Source organism: Catenibacterium sp. (assembly GCF_052354645.1).
GTDB lineage: Bacteria > Bacillota_I > Bacilli_A > Erysipelotrichales > Coprobacillaceae > Catenibacterium > Catenibacterium mitsuoka_A.
On the sequence record NZ_DAWDDM010000004.1, the window covers coordinates 1 to 21,357 of the forward strand.

Annotated in this window: 26 protein-coding genes and 1 other annotated feature; all 26 genes read left to right on the plus strand. The window is 34.2% G+C overall.

All coding sequences use genetic code 11. The annotated features are described in order from the left end of the window. Nucleotides 1-422: 422 nt before the first annotated feature. Nucleotides 423-1,115: a glycerophosphodiester phosphodiesterase family protein gene (locus tag ACT8VG_RS00435; RefSeq protein WP_444194990.1), complete on the plus strand. Its 693-nt coding sequence runs from the start codon at nucleotides 423-425 to the stop codon at nucleotides 1,113-1,115. Continuing rightward, nucleotides 1,115-1,387: an RNA-binding S4 domain-containing protein gene (locus ACT8VG_RS00440; protein ID WP_295137504.1), complete on the plus strand. Its 273-nt coding sequence runs from the start codon at nucleotides 1,115-1,117 to the stop codon at nucleotides 1,385-1,387. The genes ACT8VG_RS00435 and ACT8VG_RS00440 overlap by 1 nt, the downstream gene beginning before the upstream one ends. Nucleotides 1,388-1,459: 72 nt before the next feature. Next, nucleotides 1,460-1,747, plus strand: coding sequence for a septum formation initiator family protein (locus ACT8VG_RS00445; protein WP_195921243.1), 288 nt, complete (start codon nucleotides 1,460-1,462; stop codon nucleotides 1,745-1,747). Nucleotides 1,748-1,781: 34 nt separating this feature from the next. After that, on the plus strand, nucleotides 1,782-2,546 hold the full coding sequence (locus tag ACT8VG_RS00450) for an alpha/beta hydrolase (RefSeq protein WP_444194991.1): 765 nt from the start codon (nucleotides 1,782-1,784) through the stop codon (nucleotides 2,544-2,546). 2 nt (nucleotides 2,547-2,548) lie between these two features. Continuing rightward, entirely contained in the window at nucleotides 2,549-3,370 is an 822-nt protein-coding gene (locus tag ACT8VG_RS00455; protein WP_288704283.1) for an HAD family hydrolase, read from the plus strand. Between the two features lie 3 nt (nucleotides 3,371-3,373). Then, nucleotides 3,374-4,204, plus strand: coding sequence for a Cof-type HAD-IIB family hydrolase (locus tag ACT8VG_RS00460; protein ID WP_117459363.1), 831 nt, complete (start codon nucleotides 3,374-3,376; stop codon nucleotides 4,202-4,204). Continuing rightward, on the plus strand, nucleotides 4,191-4,847 hold the full coding sequence (locus ACT8VG_RS00465; protein ID WP_117459362.1) for a uracil-DNA glycosylase: 657 nt from the start codon (nucleotides 4,191-4,193) through the stop codon (nucleotides 4,845-4,847). The genes ACT8VG_RS00460 and ACT8VG_RS00465 overlap by 14 nt, the downstream gene beginning before the upstream one ends. Next, nucleotides 4,847-6,052 carry a bifunctional folylpolyglutamate synthase/dihydrofolate synthase gene (locus tag ACT8VG_RS00470; RefSeq protein WP_444194992.1) on the plus strand — a complete coding sequence of 402 codons (1,206 nt, stop codon included), beginning with the start codon at nucleotides 4,847-4,849 and terminating at the stop codon, nucleotides 6,050-6,052. The genes ACT8VG_RS00465 and ACT8VG_RS00470 overlap by 1 nt, the downstream gene beginning before the upstream one ends. 174 nt (nucleotides 6,053-6,226) lie before the next feature. Next, nucleotides 6,227-7,354: a glucose-1-phosphate adenylyltransferase gene (locus ACT8VG_RS00475; RefSeq protein WP_117459360.1), complete on the plus strand. Its 1,128-nt coding sequence runs from the start codon at nucleotides 6,227-6,229 to the stop codon at nucleotides 7,352-7,354. Nucleotides 7,355-7,368: 14 nt separating this feature from the next. Then, on the plus strand, nucleotides 7,369-8,478 hold the full coding sequence (glgD, locus tag ACT8VG_RS00480) for a glucose-1-phosphate adenylyltransferase subunit GlgD (protein WP_444194993.1): 1,110 nt from the start codon (nucleotides 7,369-7,371) through the stop codon (nucleotides 8,476-8,478). Continuing rightward, nucleotides 8,478-9,908 (plus strand): glycogen synthase GlgA, encoded by a 1,431-nt coding sequence (gene glgA / locus ACT8VG_RS00485; protein ID WP_444194994.1) that lies wholly within the window; start codon nucleotides 8,478-8,480, stop codon nucleotides 9,906-9,908. The genes glgD and glgA overlap by 1 nt, the downstream gene beginning before the upstream one ends. 50 nt (nucleotides 9,909-9,958) lie before the next feature. Next, on the plus strand, nucleotides 9,959-10,138 hold the full coding sequence (locus ACT8VG_RS00490) for a hypothetical protein (RefSeq protein WP_444194995.1): 180 nt from the start codon (nucleotides 9,959-9,961) through the stop codon (nucleotides 10,136-10,138). A gap of 384 nt (nucleotides 10,139-10,522) precedes the next feature. Further along, nucleotides 10,523-11,866: a cysteine--tRNA ligase gene (cysS, locus tag ACT8VG_RS00495; protein WP_444194996.1), complete on the plus strand. Its 1,344-nt coding sequence runs from the start codon at nucleotides 10,523-10,525 to the stop codon at nucleotides 11,864-11,866. Further along, nucleotides 11,866-12,264: a Mini-ribonuclease 3 gene (locus ACT8VG_RS00500; protein WP_187012000.1), complete on the plus strand. Its 399-nt coding sequence runs from the start codon at nucleotides 11,866-11,868 to the stop codon at nucleotides 12,262-12,264. The genes cysS and ACT8VG_RS00500 overlap by 1 nt, the downstream gene beginning before the upstream one ends. Then, nucleotides 12,261-12,986 carry a 23S rRNA (guanosine(2251)-2'-O)-methyltransferase RlmB gene (gene rlmB, locus ACT8VG_RS00505; RefSeq protein ID WP_444194997.1) on the plus strand — a complete coding sequence of 242 codons (726 nt, stop codon included), beginning with the start codon at nucleotides 12,261-12,263 and terminating at the stop codon, nucleotides 12,984-12,986. The genes ACT8VG_RS00500 and rlmB overlap by 4 nt, the downstream gene beginning before the upstream one ends. A 14-nt stretch (nucleotides 12,987-13,000) precedes the next feature. Beyond that, on the plus strand, nucleotides 13,001-13,627 hold the full coding sequence (locus ACT8VG_RS00510; RefSeq protein ID WP_117459353.1) for a sigma-70 family RNA polymerase sigma factor: 627 nt from the start codon (nucleotides 13,001-13,003) through the stop codon (nucleotides 13,625-13,627). A gap of 48 nt (nucleotides 13,628-13,675) precedes the next feature. Beyond that, nucleotides 13,676-13,825, plus strand: coding sequence for a 50S ribosomal protein L33 (rpmG, locus tag ACT8VG_RS00515; protein WP_006505734.1), 150 nt, complete (start codon nucleotides 13,676-13,678; stop codon nucleotides 13,823-13,825). A gap of 13 nt (nucleotides 13,826-13,838) precedes the next feature. Then, nucleotides 13,839-14,138, plus strand: a complete 300-nt coding sequence (gene secE / locus ACT8VG_RS00520) for a preprotein translocase subunit SecE (protein WP_022425227.1) — start codon at nucleotides 13,839-13,841, stop codon at nucleotides 14,136-14,138. 1 nt (nucleotide 14,139) lies between these two features. After that, nucleotides 14,140-14,739: a transcription termination/antitermination protein NusG gene (gene nusG, locus ACT8VG_RS00525; RefSeq protein WP_022425226.1), complete on the plus strand. Its 600-nt coding sequence runs from the start codon at nucleotides 14,140-14,142 to the stop codon at nucleotides 14,737-14,739. Between the two features lie 78 nt (nucleotides 14,740-14,817). Next, complete coding sequence (locus ACT8VG_RS00530) at nucleotides 14,818-15,522, plus strand: ABC transporter ATP-binding protein (protein WP_117459352.1); 705 nt, start codon at nucleotides 14,818-14,820, stop codon at nucleotides 15,520-15,522. After that, a complete protein-coding gene (locus ACT8VG_RS00535; protein WP_187012004.1) occupies nucleotides 15,516-18,560 on the plus strand; it encodes an FtsX-like permease family protein in 3,045 nt (1,014 codons plus the stop codon). The genes ACT8VG_RS00530 and ACT8VG_RS00535 overlap by 7 nt, the downstream gene beginning before the upstream one ends. A 129-nt stretch (nucleotides 18,561-18,689) precedes the next feature. Continuing rightward, a complete protein-coding gene (rplK, locus tag ACT8VG_RS00540) occupies nucleotides 18,690-19,133 on the plus strand; it encodes a 50S ribosomal protein L11 (RefSeq protein ID WP_117459723.1) in 444 nt (147 codons plus the stop codon). 81 nt (nucleotides 19,134-19,214) lie between these two features. Further along, nucleotides 19,215-19,895 carry a 50S ribosomal protein L1 gene (gene rplA / locus ACT8VG_RS00545; protein WP_217107113.1) on the plus strand — a complete coding sequence of 227 codons (681 nt, stop codon included), beginning with the start codon at nucleotides 19,215-19,217 and terminating at the stop codon, nucleotides 19,893-19,895. Between the two features lie 5 nt (nucleotides 19,896-19,900). Continuing rightward, nucleotides 19,901-20,021: a sequence feature (ribosomal protein L10 leader region), on the plus strand. A gap of 37 nt (nucleotides 20,022-20,058) precedes the next feature. Beyond that, nucleotides 20,059-20,601 (plus strand): 50S ribosomal protein L10, encoded by a 543-nt coding sequence (rplJ, locus tag ACT8VG_RS00550; protein WP_187012006.1) that lies wholly within the window; start codon nucleotides 20,059-20,061, stop codon nucleotides 20,599-20,601. A gap of 25 nt (nucleotides 20,602-20,626) precedes the next feature. Further along, nucleotides 20,627-20,992: a 50S ribosomal protein L7/L12 gene (rplL, locus tag ACT8VG_RS00555; protein ID WP_006505726.1), complete on the plus strand. Its 366-nt coding sequence runs from the start codon at nucleotides 20,627-20,629 to the stop codon at nucleotides 20,990-20,992. A gap of 61 nt (nucleotides 20,993-21,053) precedes the next feature. Next, the coding region (locus ACT8VG_RS00560) for a methyltransferase (protein ID WP_444194998.1) at nucleotides 21,054-21,357 on the plus strand (304 nt) is incomplete at its 3' end.

A 21,357-nucleotide genomic window follows, 5' to 3' on the forward strand; every position in this document is an offset into this window, starting at 1 on the left:
TAGTAAGATTCTTTGCAATATGACATAATTCCTTGATGGAACGATAGTCTTCCTTAGACAGATGCTTTACCTGCTGTTTGACTGTAAGATACATATATTTAGCCTCCTTTTTATAGATTTAGGAAAAAAAGCTTCCCATATATTTTATACTCTCACTATTCCAAAATTTCTCAAACAAATTCATCATCGGCATTCATTACCCACCTATGTTTTATATTGAGATGGGGATTTCTGCCGTTTCTTTAGATAAATTTGTTTTCTCGTAAATCCTTTAATTTAGAATTAACCTTTTATGGCTATCTTTATTACAGAAAGATGTTATAATGGAGTAGGAAGAGAACATTAGCACCTGCCGATTCTCTTCAACTGCCTCATGCCAGTGACCTGAACGCTGGCTTTTTTTGCTAGAAAGGATGATTATAATGAAAAGATTAGCACATAGAGGATATAGTGATTTATTTCCAGAAAACACAATGTCTGCTTTTGAAAAAGCAGTTAATTCTTCATTTGAAGGGATAGAAACAGATGTACAGATGACAAAAGATGGCGAACTTCTGTTACTACATGATGATAAGATCAATCGTACAAGTAATGGTAAAGGTGTTTTAAGAAATATGACATTTAAAGAAGCACGTCAATATAATTATAATAATAAGATGGATATCACAGAACAGATTCCTACGCTTGATTCTCTCTTGACATTACTTGATTCTACCGATAAATTATTGAATATAGAAATCAAGGATACTGTATCTAGTGGTCTTGAAGAAAAACTAAGAGATGTGATTATGAAACATCATATGACAGATCGTATTTATTTTTCTTCTACAAGTCTAGAAAGATTATTAAATATGCGTGCTTTAATGCCTGATTCTTATTATGCTTTAATTGTACTAAGAGGTTATAAGAAGTGTAAACAGCAGGTGATTGATCATCATTTAGATGGTATTCATAGTCGTTATTCTTATTTAACACATGAAGAAATAGTAGATTTAAAAAGTAGACATATTAAAATAGGTGCCTGGACAATTAAAGAAAAAGAACAGTATGACTTCTTTAAGAAAGAAGATATTGATTTTATATTTGCGAATGGATTATTTGAAGAGGATAAATAATGAGATTAGATAAATTTTTAAAGTTATCACGTATTATTAAGAGAAGAACATTATCTAAAGAAATAAGTGAAGCATCACGTGTTAAAGTAAATGGTAAAGTAGCTAAACCTGCTACTAAATTGAAAATTGGCGATGAAATAGAAGTTAGCTTTGGACGTACTATTTTAACAGTGAAAGTATTGATGCTTAAAGACCATGTATTAAAGGATGAAGCATCTTCTCTTTATGAAATTATTAAAGAAGAAAAAGTAGAAGAAGAAACTATTTACTAAGAGCCTTTTGTAAGGTTCTTTTTTTAATAGCAGAATAATGGTATAATGCGAGTAGTTAAGGAGTTGACTCGAATGGCTAAAAAGAAGAAAAGAATGGGTAACATATATGGAATTGTATTTCTTATAATTTCTGTATTTCTTATTTATACTTTAATCGCAAAAGTACAGCATATCCAGGCTGAAAAGGCCACTTATCAGAAACTTGTTGTACAAGAGAATGAATTAAAGAAAGAAAAAGCAAAACTCGCAAAAGAAGTAGATAGTTTGAATGATAGTGATTATGTAGTACGTTATGCACGTAGTCATTATATATTTTCTAAAAATGGTGAAGAAGTGATTATTCTACCGGAAAATAAATAAGCATGAGGCTTATTTGTTTTTGTAAGGAGATTGTATGTTTCAAAAGATTTATAATAAATGTAGAGATAAAAATATAATTGTATATCTTCCTGATGACTATTATCAAAGTGAAGAGAGATATCCTGTTCTTTATATGAATGATGGTCAGAATGCCTTTTTTGATGATCAGGCTTATATTGGTGTCAGCTGGGGTATGGAGGATTATTTAAAAAGAAGTGGGATGAAGGTCATAGTTGTGGCTATTCCCTGTGTCTTTAGTGAATATGGTCGTGCAAGTGAGTATGGGCCATGGGATGTAGAAAGTGGTACATTAATGCGTGATGATTCTCATGAGATAATTAAAGGTACAGGAGAAGACTATTGTCAGTGGCTGATTCATGATTTGAAGCCCTCTATAGATCGCCGCTTTCGAACTATTAAAGATAATACTGCTATGGTAGGAAGTTCTTCTGGTGGTATTATTACAGCGTATGCCTGTATGAAGCATCCAAATGTATTTCATAAAGGTGCTGCAGTTTCAACTGCTTATTGGCTCTATCAAAAGGAATTTATTGATTTAGTGAAGACAAGTGACCTAAGTGGAATTGAACGTTTCTATTTTGATGTAGGTGGTAAAGAAGGTTATGATGATGACTCTTTGAGTCAGGATTATTTATGGTCTAATAATGAAATAGAATATTTAATAAGACAAAAAGGAATTGACTATATGTATCGTGTCTTTGAACATGATGTACATAGTGAAGCCTGCTGGAGAAATAGAGTACCAGTCTTTATGTCTTATTTATATGGAGGAGAATGATTATGTATAAAATGATGCTATCAGATTTAGATGAAACACTTCTTATAGGACAGCATGTTCCTGTATTTAATCAGGAGGCAATACATGAGGCTAAAAAGCATGGTTTGCGTTTTGTAGTTGCAACGGGACGATCTCATAGAATGATTGGGGATATTCTTAAAGAAATTGGTACATATGATATGCCTGGTGAATATTCTATTTGTTTTAATGGTGGTCTTGTAATAGAGAATAAAGACTTTAAGATTCTTCATTTCCAGGGGCTTGATTATAAATTATTAAAGAAATGTTTTGATTATGGATGTAAAGAAAATCTTTGCATGCTCGTTTTTACATTAGACTGCTGTTATATTTATAATCCAGATGAATTTGAAGTAAATAGAAAGATTGAACAGAAAACGCCAATGAAGGTGATATATGATCATGAGATTGAATTCTTAAAAAATGAATCTATCGCAAAGATTCTTTTGGTAAAGAGAGATATGAATTATTTGAAGGAATTACGTGATGAGATGTATCAGGATATTGGAGACCAAGTAGAACTCACTTTCTCTTCTGAACGTTATCTAGAATGTAATGCGATTGGTATTAATAAGGGTGTAGGTTTAAAGTGGCTTGCAGATTATTTGAATATTGATATTAATGATACAATTGCGATTGGCGATAATTATAATGATGTGTCAATGATCAAGGAAGCAGGACTAGGAGCCTGTGTGAGCTGTGCTCATGATGATATTAAAGAAATCAGTGATTATGTCTGTGAAAAGAATTTTGATGAAGGTGCAGTGAAAGAAGTAATAGAAACATTTGTATTAAAGGGGGCATAAGAGATGGAATATAAATTAATTGCAAGTGATTTAGATGAAACTTTATTAAACGATGACCATGTTGTACCAGAAAGTAATATTTATTGGATTCAAAAAGCAGTGAAGGAACGTGGTGTGAAGTTTGTGCCAGCAACAGGAAGAGGTTATATGCAGATCTTGCCTGAACTTACACAGTTAGGTTTAAAAGATATGGAAGGAGAATATGTTTTAAGCTTTAACGGTGCTGCTTTAACTGAGAATAAAGATAATCGTATTATTGAATTCAATGGCTTAGGATTTGATAAGATGAAGGAAATCTTTGAATTTGGTTTAAAACAGGATGTCTGCATACATGTTTATACAAATGATACACTTTATGTATATAACTTAAGTGAATCTGAAGCAGAAAGAATCAAGCACCAAAAGCTTGAAGTTGTTTATCCAAAAGAAAATAGTGTTGATTTCTTAAAGGATGCCACTATCGCAAAGATTTTATATCAGAATGTGGATGTGCCTTATTTAATGAGCTTAGAACCAAAAATGGCAGACATTACTAAAGGATGTTCAGTAAGCTATTCTTCTAACCGTTATATGGAATTCAATAAGGAAGGCGTAGATAAAGGAGTAGGACTCCAGCATCTTGCAGATCAATTAGGTATCAAGATAGAAGAAACTATTGCGGTTGGAGATAACTATAATGATATGGCAATGCTTAAAAAAGCAGGTTTAGCTGTCGCTGCAGGTAATGCAGTTGAAGATGTTAAAAAAGCATGTGACTACACAACGCATGCAGATAATAATGAAGGTGTAGTCGCAGAATTAATTAAGAAGTTTATTTTTCATGAAGACATTTAAATCTATTATTGAAAATGAAGCTAAACAGCCTTACTATCAAGCATTACATAAATTTGTAGAAGCAGAATATGCTTCTAAAACAATATTTCCTCCTCATAATCATATATTGCATGCATTTAATTTCTGTGATTATGAAGATATAAAGGTTGTTATTATAGGTCAGGATCCTTATCATGAATTACATCAAGCCAATGGTTTAGCTTTTAGTGTGAATAAAGGCGTACGCATACCACCTTCACTTGTGAATATTTATAAAGAAGCTCATGATGATGTAGGTATTGATATACCAAATCATGGTGATTTGACAGCCTGGGCAAAGCAGGGTGTTCTTCTTTTGAATACTGTCTTAACAGTACAGGAAGGATATGCAAATTCTCATAAAGGTAAAGGCTGGGAAATCTTTACTGATCATATTATCGAAGAGATGAATAAACGTGAAAAGCCTGTTGTGTTTATTTTATGGGGACGTCAGGCAGAAAACAAAGCCAGTATGATTGATACAAATAAACATTGTGTCATTACAAGTGCGCATCCATCTCCTTTGAGTGCTCATCGTGGTTTCTTTGGCTCTAAGCCATTTTCTCGTACTAATGAATTTCTTGTTAGTCAAGGGATAGAACCAATAGATTGGAGGATTGATTAATGTTTAGAAATATAGATAAAGCAATCGCATATATTGAATCTAAGAGACATAAGAATACAATAGAATCATTTAGAAGAATTCTAGAAGAATTAGGTATTGATACAAAACAGAAGAATATGATTCATATTGCAGGTACAAATGGAAAAGGCTCTACAGTGAACTATCTAAGAAGTATTTTAAATGCGCATGGATATCATGTAGGAACATTTACTTCTCCTTATATGATTAAGCATAATGATCGTATTCGTATTGATGATCGTCCTATTAGCGATGAAGATTTACTTGCACTGATTAATAAATATGAATCAGTCATTGAAGAAAAGAATCTATCTATGTTTGAAATTGATGTTTTAATCATGTTAGATTATTTCTCTACTCATGACTTAGATTATCGTATTATTGAATGTGGCATTGGTGGTGCTAATGATAAGACAAATGTCATTTGGCCAATTATTAGTGCAATCACTAATATTGGGAATGACCACTTAGATCAGATTGGTCCTAGTCTTTATGATGTCATTAATGAAAAGATGGGAATCATTAAAGAAGGACAATACTTTATTACAAGTGAAGTAGAAGGAACAGTACTTGCAAGATTACAGGAACAATGTGATGCAATGGGTGCGACAATGGTTGTTGTACCTGAATATCAGGTATCACGTTATCCATTCCATTTCCGTTATCGTGATATGGCCTTTACTTTAAAGAATCAGGGAATTTATCAGATTGCGAATGCACGTTTAGCTCTTACTATTGCGAATAAACTTATTACTTTAGATTCAGAAACAACTGAAAAGGCGATAGAAAGTGCTGTATGGTATGGTCGTTTTGAAATGATGACTGTAGCAGGACATCAAGTTATTCTTGACGGTGCGCATAATACGGATGGTATTAAAGCGTTACTAAGTACAGTGCAGTATGTCCGTACTGAAGATACAGTCTTTATCTTTTCAGGTTTAAAGGATAAAGATGTAGATGAAATGATTGAACTGATCGATGAAGCAGGTTATCCAATTTATTTGACATCATTTAATGATGAACGTGCATCTGATCTAGATGGTTATCGCAGCTTTAGTTCTGTAACTGTAGTCCCACATTTTGCAGAAGCTATTAAAGTCGCATTACTTAAGCATGATCAGCTTGTTATTACAGGTTCACTTCATTTTATTTCTTCTGTAAGAAAATATTTAAAACAGAATTATTAAGTCAGACTTACACGTAAGTCTGACTTTTTTATATTTAAAATGTAATAGATGTGTAGTATAATAAATAGAGGAATTTAATGAAAATGAATCTTATAACTATCATAATTGCAGCAATTGTGATAGAATAGATTTATCGAAAAGAAAGCGATTACATTTTTAGGAGGAGATAGAGAAATGGGTAAAGAAATCGTTGCTATGATCCTAGCCGGTGGCCGTGGAACAAGATTAAAAGAATTAACTGCGAAAGTTGCTAAACCTGCTGTCTACTTTGGTGGTAAATATCGTATTATCGACTTCCCACTAAGTAACTGTGCCAATTCAGGTATTGATGTAGTAGGTGTTTTAACACAGTACGAATCAGTACTATTAGGAACTTATGTTGGTTCAGGTACTAAATGGGGTCTTGATGGTAATAACTCACTTGCTGCAATTTTACCAGCACGTGAAAGAGGAGAAGTAGGTGCTACTTGGTATGCAGGTACTGCTGACGCAATTTATCAGAATATTAGCTTCTTAGATCAGTATGATCCAGAATATGTATTGATCTTATCTGGTGACCACATTTATAAGATGGATTATGAAGAAATGTTGAATGTGCATAAAGAAAAAGGTGCAGATTTAACTGTTGCTGTACTAAATGTTTCATTAAAAGAAGCAAGCCGTTTTGGTATCATGAATACAGATGATAAAGGCTATATTTATGAATTCGAAGAAAAACCAGAAAAACCAAAATCTACATTGGCTTCAATGGGTATTTATATCTTCAGTTATAAAGAATTACGTAAATACTTAATTGCTGATGCAGCAGATGAAAACAGTAAGCATGACTTTGGTATGAATATTATTCCTGCCATGCTTGCAGATAAGAAGAAGTTATATGCTTGGACTTTTGATGGCTATTGGAAAGATGTAGGAACTGTTGAAAGCTTATGGCAGGCAAATATGGACCTTCTTGATGATAAAGAACTTGATCTTTATAACATCAAGAAAGATTGGAAGATCTACTCAGAAGATACACTTGGTAAACCACAGTTAATTGGTAAAGATGCAAGTGTAAAGAATTCATTAGTTACACAGGGATGTGTTGTTAATGGTGAAGTTGAAGGATCTGTTTTATTCAATAATGTTAACGTAGGTGAAGGTGCTAAGGTTATTGATTCAGTATTAATGCCTGGTGTTCTTATTGAAGAAGGCGCTGTTGTCAAGAAAGCAATTATTGATGAAGGCGTTGTAGTTAAAGCTGGAACAGTTGTGAATGATGAAGCAAAAGAAGTCGCTTTAGTAAGTGATAATGGCAGATAAGGAGTGAAGAGCAAATGGCAAATGTAGTAGGATTAATCAATTTACATAGTGATGTATCTTTGAAAGGATTAACAGAAAGACGTCCAGTTGCTTCAGTTAGCTTCTTGGGTCGTTATGGTGTTATTGACTTCGTATTATCTAACTTTTCAAATTCTCATATTGATAAAGTTGGTATTTTAGTAAAAGAAAAACCAAGATCATTATTAAAACATATTGGTTCTGGTAATGCATGGAACTTTAACTCTAAAAGAGGTGGTATTTCATTATTATATGATGAAAAATATGCAAACAGTAACATGTACAACCATGACATCAACAATATGTTAGAAAATATTGCATTCTTAGAAAAATCAACTGAAGATTATGTTGTTATTTCTCCAGCACATAGCATTACTACTATGGATTTCTCTGATGTTGTAGAAGCACATGAAAAATCTGGTTGTGATGTGACTGTAGTATATAAGAAAATTAAGAATGCGAATGAAGCATTTATCGGTTCTGATTTCTTAAAGATTAAGGACAAGCAGGTTGTTGATTTTGAATTAAATAAAGGTAATCGCAAGGATCGTTCAATCTCACTTGAAACTTATGTAATTAATAGAAAAGCATTAATCAAGATGCTTTATAAAGCACAGAAAGTATCTGTATTCTACGATTTAAGAGATACTTTAAATTATTTAAAAGATGAAATGAAGATCAACGCTTATGAATATAAAGGATTCGCAAAATGTATTGATTCATATGCAGCTTACTTCAAGACATCTCTTGAATTCCTTGATATCGATGTATCAACTCAGGCATTCAAGTCTAATTGGCCAATTTTCACAAATACTAACGATACACCACCTTCAAAGTATCTAAAGGATGCTGAAGTAAAGAGCTCTTATATTGCGAACGGTGTATTTGTTGATGGAACTGTAGAAAATAGTATCTTAGGACGTAATGTTAAGATTGGTAAAGGTGCTGTTGTTAAGAACTCTATCCTATTTAGTGGTTCTTCAGTAGAAGCAGGTGCTCATCTTGAAAATGTTATTATGGATAAAGATGCTAAGGTAAAACATGTAAAAGAACTTATTGGCGATGCAAGTGATCCATTGTATGTCAAAGAAGGTGACATTGTCTAATGAGAATCGTTTTTGCTGCTGGTGAAGCACTTCCTTATATTAAATCTGGAGGGCTCGCTGACGTTATCGGTTCTTTACCAAAAGAACTTGTGAAGAAAGGTCATGAATGTTATGTCATTCTCCCTAAGTATCAGGATATCAAGTTTCCAGAAACTTTAGAATATGTGACTAACTTCTATTTATGGGTAGGATGGAGAAGATGCTATTGTGGTGTCTTTAAGGCAGTATATGATGGTGTGACTTATTTCTTTGTGGATAATGAACAATATTTCAGAAGACCTGGTTTATATGGGTATGATGATGATTATGAAAGATTTGCATTTTATGACTTTGCAGTTCTTGAATGCTTATCTCGTTTAAATATCATGCCAGATATCTTGTCATTACATGACTGGCAGACTGCTATGATTGCGCCTTTATACAAAGAAAGATATTGCTATTATGATTTCTATGGTAATGTGAAGATTACATTCACAATCCATAATATCGCTTATCAGGGTAAATGTGATCCATTCTTATTGAATGATCTATTCGGTTTAGATAACTATTTATATTATAATGGTAATGTACGTAATGATGATTGCATGAACATGATGAAAGCAGCTATTCTTTATTCAGATGCAATTACAACTGTTTCTCCAACTTATGCCAAGGAGATTCTAACAGATGCTTATGGTGAAGGATTACAGAGTATCCTTGCTATGCGTAAAGATGGTCTTTATGGTATTTTGAATGGTATCGATTATGATACAAATAACCCAGAAACAGATCCAAATATTCCTTACCATTTCAACGCTAATAGCGTCTATACTGAAAAGGTGAAGGATAAGCTTGCATTACAGGCTGAGGTAGGATTACCACAGGATCCTGATGTTGCACTTATTGGTATTGTAACTAGATTAACATGGCAGAAGGGTTTAGACTTGATCCTTAATCGTATGGAAGAAATCTTGAAGAGAAAGGTTCAGTTATTAATTCTTGGTGCTGGTGATAAGAAATATGAAGAACCATTAGAAGAAATTGCTGGTTTTGGTAATCCAAAGATTTCATTACAGTTAAAATATGATTTTGGTTTATCTTGTCGTATTTATGCAGGCTGTGATATGTTCTTAATGCCTTCATTATTTGAACCATGCGGATTATCTCAGATGATGTCTTTACGTTATGGTACAATTCCTATCGTTAGAGAAACTGGTGGATTAAAAGACAGTGTTCAGCCATTCAATGAATTTGATGGTACTGGTACTGGATTCAGTTTTGCTAATTATAATGCTCATGAAATGATGGACACTATCGATTATGCATTACATATCTACTATGATGATAAAGATCAATGGAATGGTTTAATTTATCGTGCTATGACTGAAAAATTAGACTGGGACCGTTCAGCTGATGAATACTTAAGAGTATTTGGTTCATTACTTGGTTAATACAAAGATGGGGGGAGTTTCCTCCATCTTTTTGCTTAGGAGATGATATTATGAGTATATTAGATAAAGTCAAAGAGTTTGCTGAAAGTGAAGAAGTACAAAAAGGTATTCAGAAGGTAAAAGAGAATACAGAAGAAATATTAAGTGAAGAGAACGTTAATAAATGTGTTAATCGTGCGAAAGAGGCAGCAACCACTATTTCTGAATCAGACACTTATAAGAAAGCGTAAGAAGGTATAAAAAAGGTCACTGAGTCTGAAGAATTCAAGGATGGTATGAATGATTTGAAAGACTTTGGAGCCAAAAGTCTGTCTCTTACATCCAAAGGTTTAGATAAGTTATCAAAAAAATTAACTGATACAAAGAAATAAGAACGGCGTTTGTCTTGAAGAATAGGCGATAATTTGATATAGTGAAATAAATTATAGATGAGAATGAATAGAACAAGAAGCTTACAGCGAGGATGAAGTGGTGAAAGCATCTAGTGGGAGGTTCTAGGATGCACCCATCTGAGTCTTTTTGAAAGAAAGAACGTTTGACTTGCGTTAAGAGTGAAAAGCTATGGTAAGGTGGATTGTCTTTATCATGAGCTTTTTTTATTTGAGGAGGATGTTATGAGACTATTTAACACATTAACAAACAAAAAAGAAGAATTTAAGCCTATTGAAGAAGGTAAAGTTTCTATCTATATTTGTGGTCCTACAGTTTATAACCATGCTCATATTGGGAATACACGCCCAATGATTGTGTTTGATGTATTAAGACGTACTTTTGAATATTTAGGTAATGATGTGACTTTTGTATCTAACTATACAGATGTAGATGATAAGATCATCAAAGCTGCTAAAGCAGAAAGTATTACAGAAAAAGAATTGACTGATAAATATATCAAAGCATATGAAGATGTCAGAGCAGGATTAAACATTGAAGATCCTACATATAAACCAAGAGTCACTGAAACTATGCCTGAAATCATTGATTTCATCCAGGCACTAATTGATAAGGGTTATGCTTATGAAGTAGATGGAGATGTTTATTTCCGTGTTACTAAGGTTAAAGAATATGGTATGTTATCAGGTATTAAGGTAGAAGATTTGATTGCGGGTGCAAGTGATCGTACTCTATCTGAAGATGACAAGAAGAAAGAAAGTACAACTGACTTCGCATTATGGAAGAAAACAAATGAAGGTATTCAGTTTGATACACCTTGGTCAAAAGGTAGACCAGGATGGCATACTGAATGTGTTGTCATGATTAATAAGCTATTCAAAGATGGTAAGATTGATATCCATGGTGGAGGACAGGATTTAAAGTTCCCTCATCATGAAAATGAAATTGCTCAGTCTATGGCTTATAATGGACATCCTATCGCCAACTATTGGATGCATAACCAGATGATCAATATCGATGGTGAAAAGATGTCTAAGTCTTTAGGTAATGTATTATGGGCTAAGGATTTAATTGTAGAATTTGGATGCAATGTATTCAAATGGTTGATGTTATCTACTCACTATCGTAATCCATTAAATATGACAGATGATGTCATTGCAGGTGTACGTAAAGAAGTATCTAAGGTAGAAAATGCGACTAAGAATGCATCTTTATATTTACAGGTGAATCATGTTCCTGCTCATGATTATAAGAAGGAAACTGTGGATGCAATGGTCAATGCATTAGAAGATGATTTAAATACATCTCTTGCATTAACACAAGTATTAGATCAGGTAAAAGTATTGAATCAGGTGATGCGTGTGAGAGAAAAAGACAATGATGTCATTGCAACTGAATATGCAACTCTTGTTAAGATGGGGGATGTTTTAGGCTTCTTATTTGAAGGTACTAAATTATCTGAAGAAGATATTGCTTTATATGAACAATGGAATGCTTACAAGAAAGAAAAGAACTTTGATGAAGCAGACCGTGTTAGAAAAGAATTAACTGAAAGAGGCATTCTATAATGCGTCCAGAGTTAATGAATGCGCTCGCTGTTGCTTATTTAGGTGATGCAGTCTTTGAAGTATATGTCCGTGAATATTTACTCACAGGGAAGGGAATTATGAAGCCTCATGAATTACAAAGAGCTTCTGTTAAATATGTCAGTGCTTATGCCCATGCAGGTTTTATGAAATATGCCCTCTCTAAAAACTTCTTTACTGAAGAAGAAGTGCGCTTATTCAAACGCGGGCGTAACTGCAAAGGACATTCAGTTAAGAATAAATCAGTTGTTGTACATAACCAGTCTTCTGGCTTTGAATCAATGATTGGACATCTTTATCTCACTAAGCAGACAGAAAGATTAGATGAAATATTTGAATTATTTAAGAAATATGTGGAAGAAGAGGAAGTGACAAAGTGAAAGAATGGATTTATGGTAAAAACACCGTCAGAGAACTATTAACAGGACCAAGACAGGTTCATGAAGTAATGATTCAGAACCAGTCAAAGAATGATGATATTGTGAAGTTGTGTCGCAAGAATAATATAAAAATGAGGATGACGGATAAAAATGGCTTTATTAAACTTGTAGGGAATGTAAACCATCAAGGTGTAATGGCTTTAATTGATGGTTATGACTATACACCTTTAGAAGATATCGTACGTAACATTCCAGAAGGAAAACAGCCACTCTTATTAATGCTTGATGGTATGGAAGATCCTCACAACCTAGGGGCTATTATTCGTACATGTGATGCAATTGGTGTAGATGGTATTATTATTGGTAAGAAGCGTTCTGTTGGTTTAAATGCGACAGTCGCAAAGGTATCAACTGGTGCTATTGACCATGTTCCTGTGGCTCAGGTAACTAACTTATCTCGTACTCTAGATTCTTTAAAGAAAGAAGGATTCTGGGTAGTAGGTTGTGAATTAGATAACTCTACAGATTATCGTGCTGTAGATTACAATATGCCACTAGTTCTTGTGATTGGATCAGAAGGATTTGGTATTTCTCGTTTAGTAAAAGAACATTGTGATATGAATGTCATTCTACCAATGGTAGGTCATGTCAATTCACTCAATGCCTCTGTAGCTACTGCCGTATTACTTTATCAGGTACATAACTCACGTCATCCTCTTTAAGAGGAGGATGATCTATGGATGATCGTACATTAAAGGAACTGATTTATTTAGCAAGATCTAATGATCCTGTCGCATTACAATATCTTTATAGTTATTATGATGCTTTAGTCAAAGCAGTGATGAGAAAGATGAAGTATATCTCATCTATGTCTCTAGAACCACAGGATTTATTGCAGGTAGGATTGATTACCTTCGATAAAGTATTCTGGAGCTATCGTGATGACTTGGATACTACATTTGATGTATATGCGAAAAGCTGTATTATTAAAAAGATGCAATCATTACTCAAGAAACAATATACTTTCTTTACTCGTTATGAAAAGAAATCTGTTTCTCTAGATAAGATTGTGAACTATGAAGATTCACGCACTTATGGTGAATTGATTGCAGATCAAAAAGTGGAGTACTCTCCACAAAAGGCACAGAATCTAGAAAAAATCTGGGAACTTATTTATGCGATTATCCAGAATGAGACATCAGAAAGAGATCAAAAGATCTTTCATCTTGTTTTATTAGGATATCCTGAAAAAGAGGTGGCACTGATGCTTAATATTTCAATAAAGTGTGTTTATAACAGTGTTTATCGTGTAATGACTAAATTAAGAGCACATCCATTAGGGGAGTTCTTAATTATCAATTGACGATATTGTGTATTTATGATAAATTAATTTAGGTTAAGGAGTGATAAGATGAGAGAAAAGGTAATCTTAGTATGCACGGAATGCTTATCACGTAATTATTCAGTTTATAAGAATAACAGAACAAATGTAAAACGTTTAGAATTACGTAAGTATTGCAAGAAATGCGGTAAGCATACGATACATAGAGAATCGAAATAAGGAGGCTGCATCCATGGATGATAAGGCTAGAAAAGAAAAGCTTAAGCAGGAACGCAAGGAGCTTAGAAAAGCAAAAAAATTAGAACGTCAAAGACGTTTAGAAGAACAAGAAGATAAGAATCCATTAAAATTTAAAGAATGGTTTTCTCTAAAAGGTATTCGTCAGGAAATTAAAAATGTTCATTGGTTAACAAAGAAAGAATTAGCTCGTGATGCATTTGTAGTACTTGCATTTACAGTAATTCTAGGTGTTTATTTCTATGGCGCAGATGCATTAATTGCATTAATTTTAAAGACATTGGGGTTAAGTTAATATGGCAGAAGAATTAGAAACTAAAGTAGAAAATACTGAAGAAACTCATGATTCCAATAATGAAGGAAGACAATGGTATGTTGTTAATACATATTCAGGTCATGAAAATAAAGTAAAAGAAAATCTTGAAAAACGTGTTGAATCAATGGGACTTCAGAATATCCTTTTCAATATTGTGATTCCAGAACATGTTGAAACAGAAATCAAGAACGGTAAGAAAGTGAACAAGACAGTAAATATGTTCCCTGGTTATGTTCTTGTAGAAATGATCATGACTGATGAAGCTTGGTATATTGTTCGTAATACACCAGGTGTTACAGGATTCATCGGATCATCTGGTGGAGGGGCTAAACCTTTCCCAGTAAATAAGAGAGAATTAGATCCAATCTTAAAGTCAATGGGTGTACAGACTACAGCTGTAGAAATTGATTTTGGTGTAGGTGATTATGTAGAAGTTCTTGCTGGACCATTTGCAGCTAAGAGTGGTAAAGTAGAATCTATCGATAAAGAAAAAGAAACAGCAACAGTACTTGTTGATTTCTTAGGTAACCTTACTCCTATTGATTTGGAATTAATTCAGCTTAAGAAGATCGAAGAATAGACGTGCTTATGCATGTCTTTTTTTTGTGCTTGAAGATAAAAATGGTATCACTTACAATAATGTTAGGAGGTTAAGTGTATGGATGCATTTATTGAACTAAAGAATGTTGTGAAAAGCTATACAATGGGAGATGTCACTATTTATGCAAATAATGGTGTGAATTTTAAAGTAAATAAAGGTGAATTCACAGTTATTGTAGGTGCCTCTGGAGCTGGTAAAACAACTATATTAAATATGCTTGGTGGCATGGATACACCTACAAGTGGCACTATTGTTGTAGATGGTCATAATATTGCGACTTATGATGATAAACAATTAACAGATTATAGAAGAGATGATATTGGCTTTGTATTCCAGTTTTATAATCTGGTACAGAACCTAACAGCATTAGAAAATGTAGAACTTGCTTCTCAGATTTCTAAGGATCCACTTAATTCAGTAGATATTCTAGAACGTGTTGGTCTTGGAGACCGTAAAGATAACTTCCCAGCACAGTTATCAGGTGGAGAACAACAGCGTGTAGCCATAGCCCGTGCTATCGCAAAGAATCCTAAACTATTATTATGTGATGAACCAACAGGTGCACTTGATTATCAAACAGGTAAATCAATTCTTGGTTTATTAAGAAGTATGTGTGATAACTATGGAATGACTGTAATTGTTATTACACATAACTCAGCCCTTGCCCCAATGGCTGATCAAGTCATACATCTTAAGAATGGAAAAGTGGAAAGACAGGAATATAATGAACATCCTGAATCCATCGATAATATTGAATGGTAAAAAAGAAATTCTATTGGAAAACTGTCTTTAAGAACATCAGTCAGTCTAAAGGACGTTTCTTTTCCATCTTCATGATTATATTCTTAGGTGCTGCAGTCTTTTCAGGATTAAGAAATACCCCTTATACAATGGCTTCTAGTGTAGATACATATCTCAATAATCATAATTATGCCGATCTTACTTATATTGCGACACTTGGCTTTTCTGATGAAGATGTCGCAAAGGTAAGAAGCCTTAAGGGTGTAAAGAAGGTTGTCCCATGTTATCAGTTTGATGCTTTATTTTCACATAAGGATGGTAAATCAGGTGTCACTGTTTATTCACAGGATCACTATGATCAAAATATGCTGGATCGTCCTGAAATAGTAAAAGGACGTTATCCTAAAAAAGAAGATGAATGTATTATTGATGTCAATCTAGGTAAATACAATTACAAAATTGGTCATACGATTGAACTTTCTAATGATAATGGGACTAAGACATATAAGATTGTAGGTATTGTGAATGATCCTCGATATATCAGTAATGTAGATAGAGGCACCAATACACTAGGTGATGGAACCAATAGTGGATTTGTGGAAGTGTTAAATGATGGGGCAAGAGAACTAGGACTCAATAGTAAGGTTGCCCAGTTAAGAAACAATGATCATCTATATACTTCTTTACTTGTAGATGTAGAAGGTGCCCAGAAGTATGATTTATTTAGTTCTGATTATGATGATATGATTGAAACAGTAAATACACGTATCAAGAGTACATTATCTGAAGAAATAAGTGATCAATATGATCAATTAACAGGAGATATGCAATCACAGTTAGATGATGCAAAGAAACAATATGAAGAAGGTTATCAGGAATATAAGCGTAATCTAGATTCTTTTAATTCACAGATATCAGAGGGTAAGGTGAAGTTAGCTCAAGCACGTATTCAGTTCTATGAACAAAAGAAGGTCTATTTAAAGAAAGCCTCACAGGTTACTCAAGCCTCACAGCAGGCTTATAATGAAACTAAGAAAATAGATCAGGAAATCAAAACACTTCAGAACTCTATTAAAGATACTCTAGGTAGTATTAAGGATAAAGAATCAGCAGAGGATGCTTATACAAAGATACTTACTGAGATGAATGAAAGTTTGGGTCAGTTTAATCAGAAACTTCAAGGCGTAGGCCAATTACTAGAAGGGCGTATACAATTAGAAAAAGCCCAATCACAATTAGATGAAGCTGAAGCAGAACTTAATATCCAGCAAAGTAAACTTGAAGTCACAGAGAATAATGCGAAGGTTCAGCTCAACACAGCAAAAGAGCAGCTAGATCAGGCAAAAGCACAAATAGAACAAGCAGAATCACAATTAAGTCAGATTCCCAAAGGCACTCTATATTCACTTACTAAAAGTGAAAATGTCGGTATTGCGACTTATGAATCCTATAAACAGGCCATTGCATCTATTGCACAAGTATTCCCACTCATCTTCTTCTTAGTAGCTGCTTTAGTATCTCTTACAACTATGACACGTATGATAGAAGAACAAAGAGGCTATTGTGGAACACTTCGTGCACTAGGATATAGTAAACAGGATGTTATAATGCAATATATTGTCTATGCTTTTCTAGCAACATTCTTTGCCTGTATCTTAGGCATATTAGTAGGTAATCAGGCATTCCCTCGTATTATCTATTTCTTATTCACATATTTAATGTATGGCATTAATCAATCAGCAGTACTGGTACAGAAATGGTCTATTTCACTTGTAACTATACTTATTTCTGTTGGTGTTACATTACTTGCAACATTAAGTGTCTGTTTACAGGAACTTGTTTCTACACCATCTGTCTTGATGCGTCCTAAAGCACCTAAGGCAGGTAAAAGAATACTCATGGAACGTATACCTTTTATTTGGAAACGATTGAACTTCAATCAGAAGGTGACTATGAGAAACTTATTCCGTTACAAAAAACGTTTCTGGATGTCTGTTATTGGTATTGCGGGATGCACAGCCTTAATCATGTTGGGATTTGGTGTTAAGAACAGCTGTTCTGAAATCATTCCTTCACAATATGTAGAAGTATATAAATATGATGCACTTATTAAACTTAATAGTAATGTAGAGGATACAAAAAAGATTGAAAATAAGATCAAGCGTCTAGAAGGTATTCATAATTTAACGAGTGCTATGCGTCAAAATATTACAGTACTAGGCAATAGTGAAGATTATTATAGTACGATGATTGTGTATGACAATGCGGATGAAATTAAGAATTTTATTCACTTTAAGGATTATAAAACAAAAAAGAAGATTATCTTAAATGATGAGGGTGTTGTTATCTCACAGAAGCTTGCAGAAAAGCTGAATGTGAAAAAAGGAGAAACATTTACTTTCTCTCTTAATAATAGTAAATACACAGTCAAGGTGGCAGATATCGTAGAACACTATGTCAATCATCAAGTCTATATGAGTAAGACTTTCTATGAAAATCTGACTGGTATGAAACCATCTGCTTCTATACTTTATGTAGATATGAATACAAAGAAATCAAATATCAACGCCTTGAAGAACTATCTTGATCATCATGATATTGGTAGTATGGAACGACTCACTGCAACACTTGATGAATTCCAGCAAAGAATGTCTTCATTAAATATTATTGTTGCCATCTTATCAGGATGTGCTGCCTTACTTTGTTTTATTGTTCTTTATAATTTAACGAACATCAACATTGGCGAGCGTAAAGGTGAAATCGCAACAATCAAGGTATTAGGATTCCATCGTAAAGAATATTGTGACTATATCTTTAGAGAGAATATCATTCTTTCTTTGATTGGTGCCTCTCTTGGTATGTTTTTTGGTTATTTCCTTCATCGATTTGTTGTATTGACGGTAGAAATGGATAATATGTTATTTATTCGTACAATGCCGCTTTATATCTATTTAATTGCGTTTGGTATGACAGTGGGCTTTACAATTATTATCAATCTGGCGATGCGTCATATTCTTGATCAAGTGAATATGGTAGAGTCTTTAAAATCAATTGAGTAAAAAAAGTCAAAAAAAATTAAAAAAGCATTGATTTTTGCTTTGTATTATGTATAATTGGTAATCGACGCATGGCGTCAAATGCGTGGGAGGGTTTCGGCCCAAACGAACCACAGCACGGACAATATTTTAATGGAGGTGTGTACCGTGGCAAATAATGGTAAAAAAGTAGTAAGAATTATGAAGATCCAGTTCCCAGCAGGTGGTGCTAAACCAGGACCAGCTCTAGCAGGTGCAGGAATTCAGATGCCAAAATTCTGTACAGCATTCAACGATCAGACTAAAGATCGTCATGGTGAAACTGTACCAGTAATTTTGACTGTTTATGAAGACAAGAGCTTTGATTTCGTATTAAAGACAGCTCCAGCTGCTGAAATGATCAAGAAGGCTTGTGGTATCAAGAAAGCTGCAAGTGATTCAAAGCAGACTGTTGCTACTCTAAGTGCTGATAAGTTAAAGGAAATCGCAGAATACAAAATGCCTGACCTTAACGCTAATGATTTAGAAGCAGCAATGAAAATCGTTGCAGGAACAGCACGTAACATGGGTGTCAAAGTAGAAGGCTTAGACGCTTAATTAATTAGCAATCTGATGGAGTTGAATTCCGTCATTACAGTGGGAGGTCTATCCGTTAAGACCACTTAAGGAGGAAAGAAAATGTCAAAAAAAGGAAAGAAATATGTAGAAGCTGCTAAGCAGATTGAAGCTGGCAAGCTATACTCAATCGAAGAAGCAATTGAATTAGTTAAGAAGACTAATACTGCTAAATTCGATGCAAGTGTTGATCTTGTATTCAAGTTAAACCTTGATACTAGACATGCAGATCAGCAGTTACGTGGAGCTATCGTGCTTCCTAACGGAACTGGTAAAACAAAGAGAGTTTGTGTTATCGCTGAAGGTCCAAAGGCTGAAGAAGCTAGAAATGCTGGTGCTGACGTAGTTGGTGGCCAGGAAATCTTAGATGAAATCGCTAAAGGTTGGTTAGAGTTCGATGTTATGATCGCTACTCCTGATCAGATGCCTAAGCTTGGTAAATTAGGACGTGTTTTAGGTCCTAAGGGATTAATGCCAAACCCTAAGACTGGTACAGTAACTATGGATGTTGCTAAAGCAGTTAATGAATCTAAGGGCGGTAAAGTTAATTATAGAACTGATAAAGATGGTAACGTACATCTTCCAATCGGTCGTGTATCTTTCGACAGCGCTAAGCTAGTTGAAAACTATGAAGCTATCCATGCTTTATTATTAAGAATCAGACCTGCTGCAGTTAAAGGAACTTACGTTAAGAACTGCGTAGTTTCATCTACAATGGGTCCAGCAGTAAAAGTTGCTGCTTAATTATTAATGCCGCAATCAATATACCGTAGACAGTAACTGACGCAAGTCTCAATTTGTTACCGAGGGATATTGTCATGTATGAAAATGACAAACCCCTAGGTAAACTAGGGGTTTTAATATAACGTGTATATTGTTGCAATAAAATTTTTATGGAGGTGTAACAATGGCTAACGAAAAAGTATTAGTCGCTAAACAGGCAGTCATCGACGAAATCACTGATAAGTTATCTAACGCTCAGTCAGTAGTAGTTGCTGAATACCGTGGCTTAACTGTTGATGAAGTTACTGAACTTCGTCGTGCTTTAAGAGCTGAAAATGTAGAACTTAAAGTTTATAAGAACAAATTAGCTCTTCGTGCTACAGAAGCTTGTGGTAAACAGGAATTAGATGAATTCTTAACTGGTCCAAACGCTATTGCATTTGGTCATGATGACGCTGTTGCTCCAGCTAGAGTACTAGCAAAATTTGCTAAGGATCACGAAGCTCTTGTAATCAAGACTGCAATCGTTGAAGGCAAATTATTGAGCAAAGAAGAAGTTATGGAACTTTCAAAGTTACCAAACAAAGAAGGTATGTTATCAATGTTATTGGCTTGCTTAAAGGCACCAGTATCAAAAGTTGCTAGAGCTGTTAAGGCTGTAGCTGACAAAGAAGCAGACGGATCTGCAGAAGAAGCAGCTCCTGCTGAAGCAGAAGCAGCTGCTTAATATCGAAATAAAGGAGAATATTAAAATGGCAAAGTTAACAACTGATGAAATCTTAGCTTACTTAGAAGAAGCTACAATCTTAGAATTAAACGAATTAGTAAAAGCAATCGAAGAAAAGTTCGACGTTACAGCTGCTGCTCCAGTTGCAGTTGCTGCTGCTGCTGAAGAAGAAGGACCTGCTGCTAACGTAACAGTAATCCTTAAGGAAGTTGGACCTACAAAGGTTAAAGTTATCAAGGCTGTTAGAGAAATCACTGGTTTAGGACTAGTTGATGCTAAGGGCTTAGTTGACAAGGTTCCATCTGAAATCAAGAAAGACGTACCAGCTGAAGAAGGTGCTAAGTTAAAGGAAACTTTAGAAGCTGCTGGTGCTGTTGTTGAATTAAAGTAATTTAATACAAACACAATTATAAAAGCCCTATCTTAGGGCTTTTTTCTTATGAGGAATGAGAATGTCACACTATTATACAAATGATGAAATAGAAAGCAGACCAACGATTATTCACTTCGATTATCAAGGACATTCTATTGAGTTTCATAGTGATCGTGGTGTTTTCTCTAAGGATAGTGTAGATTTCGGTTCAAGAACACTACTTGACACCGTTAATCTAGAAGGTGTAAAATCAGTATTGGATGTTGGGTGTGGATATGGTGCTTTAAGTATCAGCTTAAAGATGGTTTATCCAAATGTCGCATTTGATATGGTTGACGTCAATAGACTCGCAATGGAACTTGATAAACGTACAATTGAATATT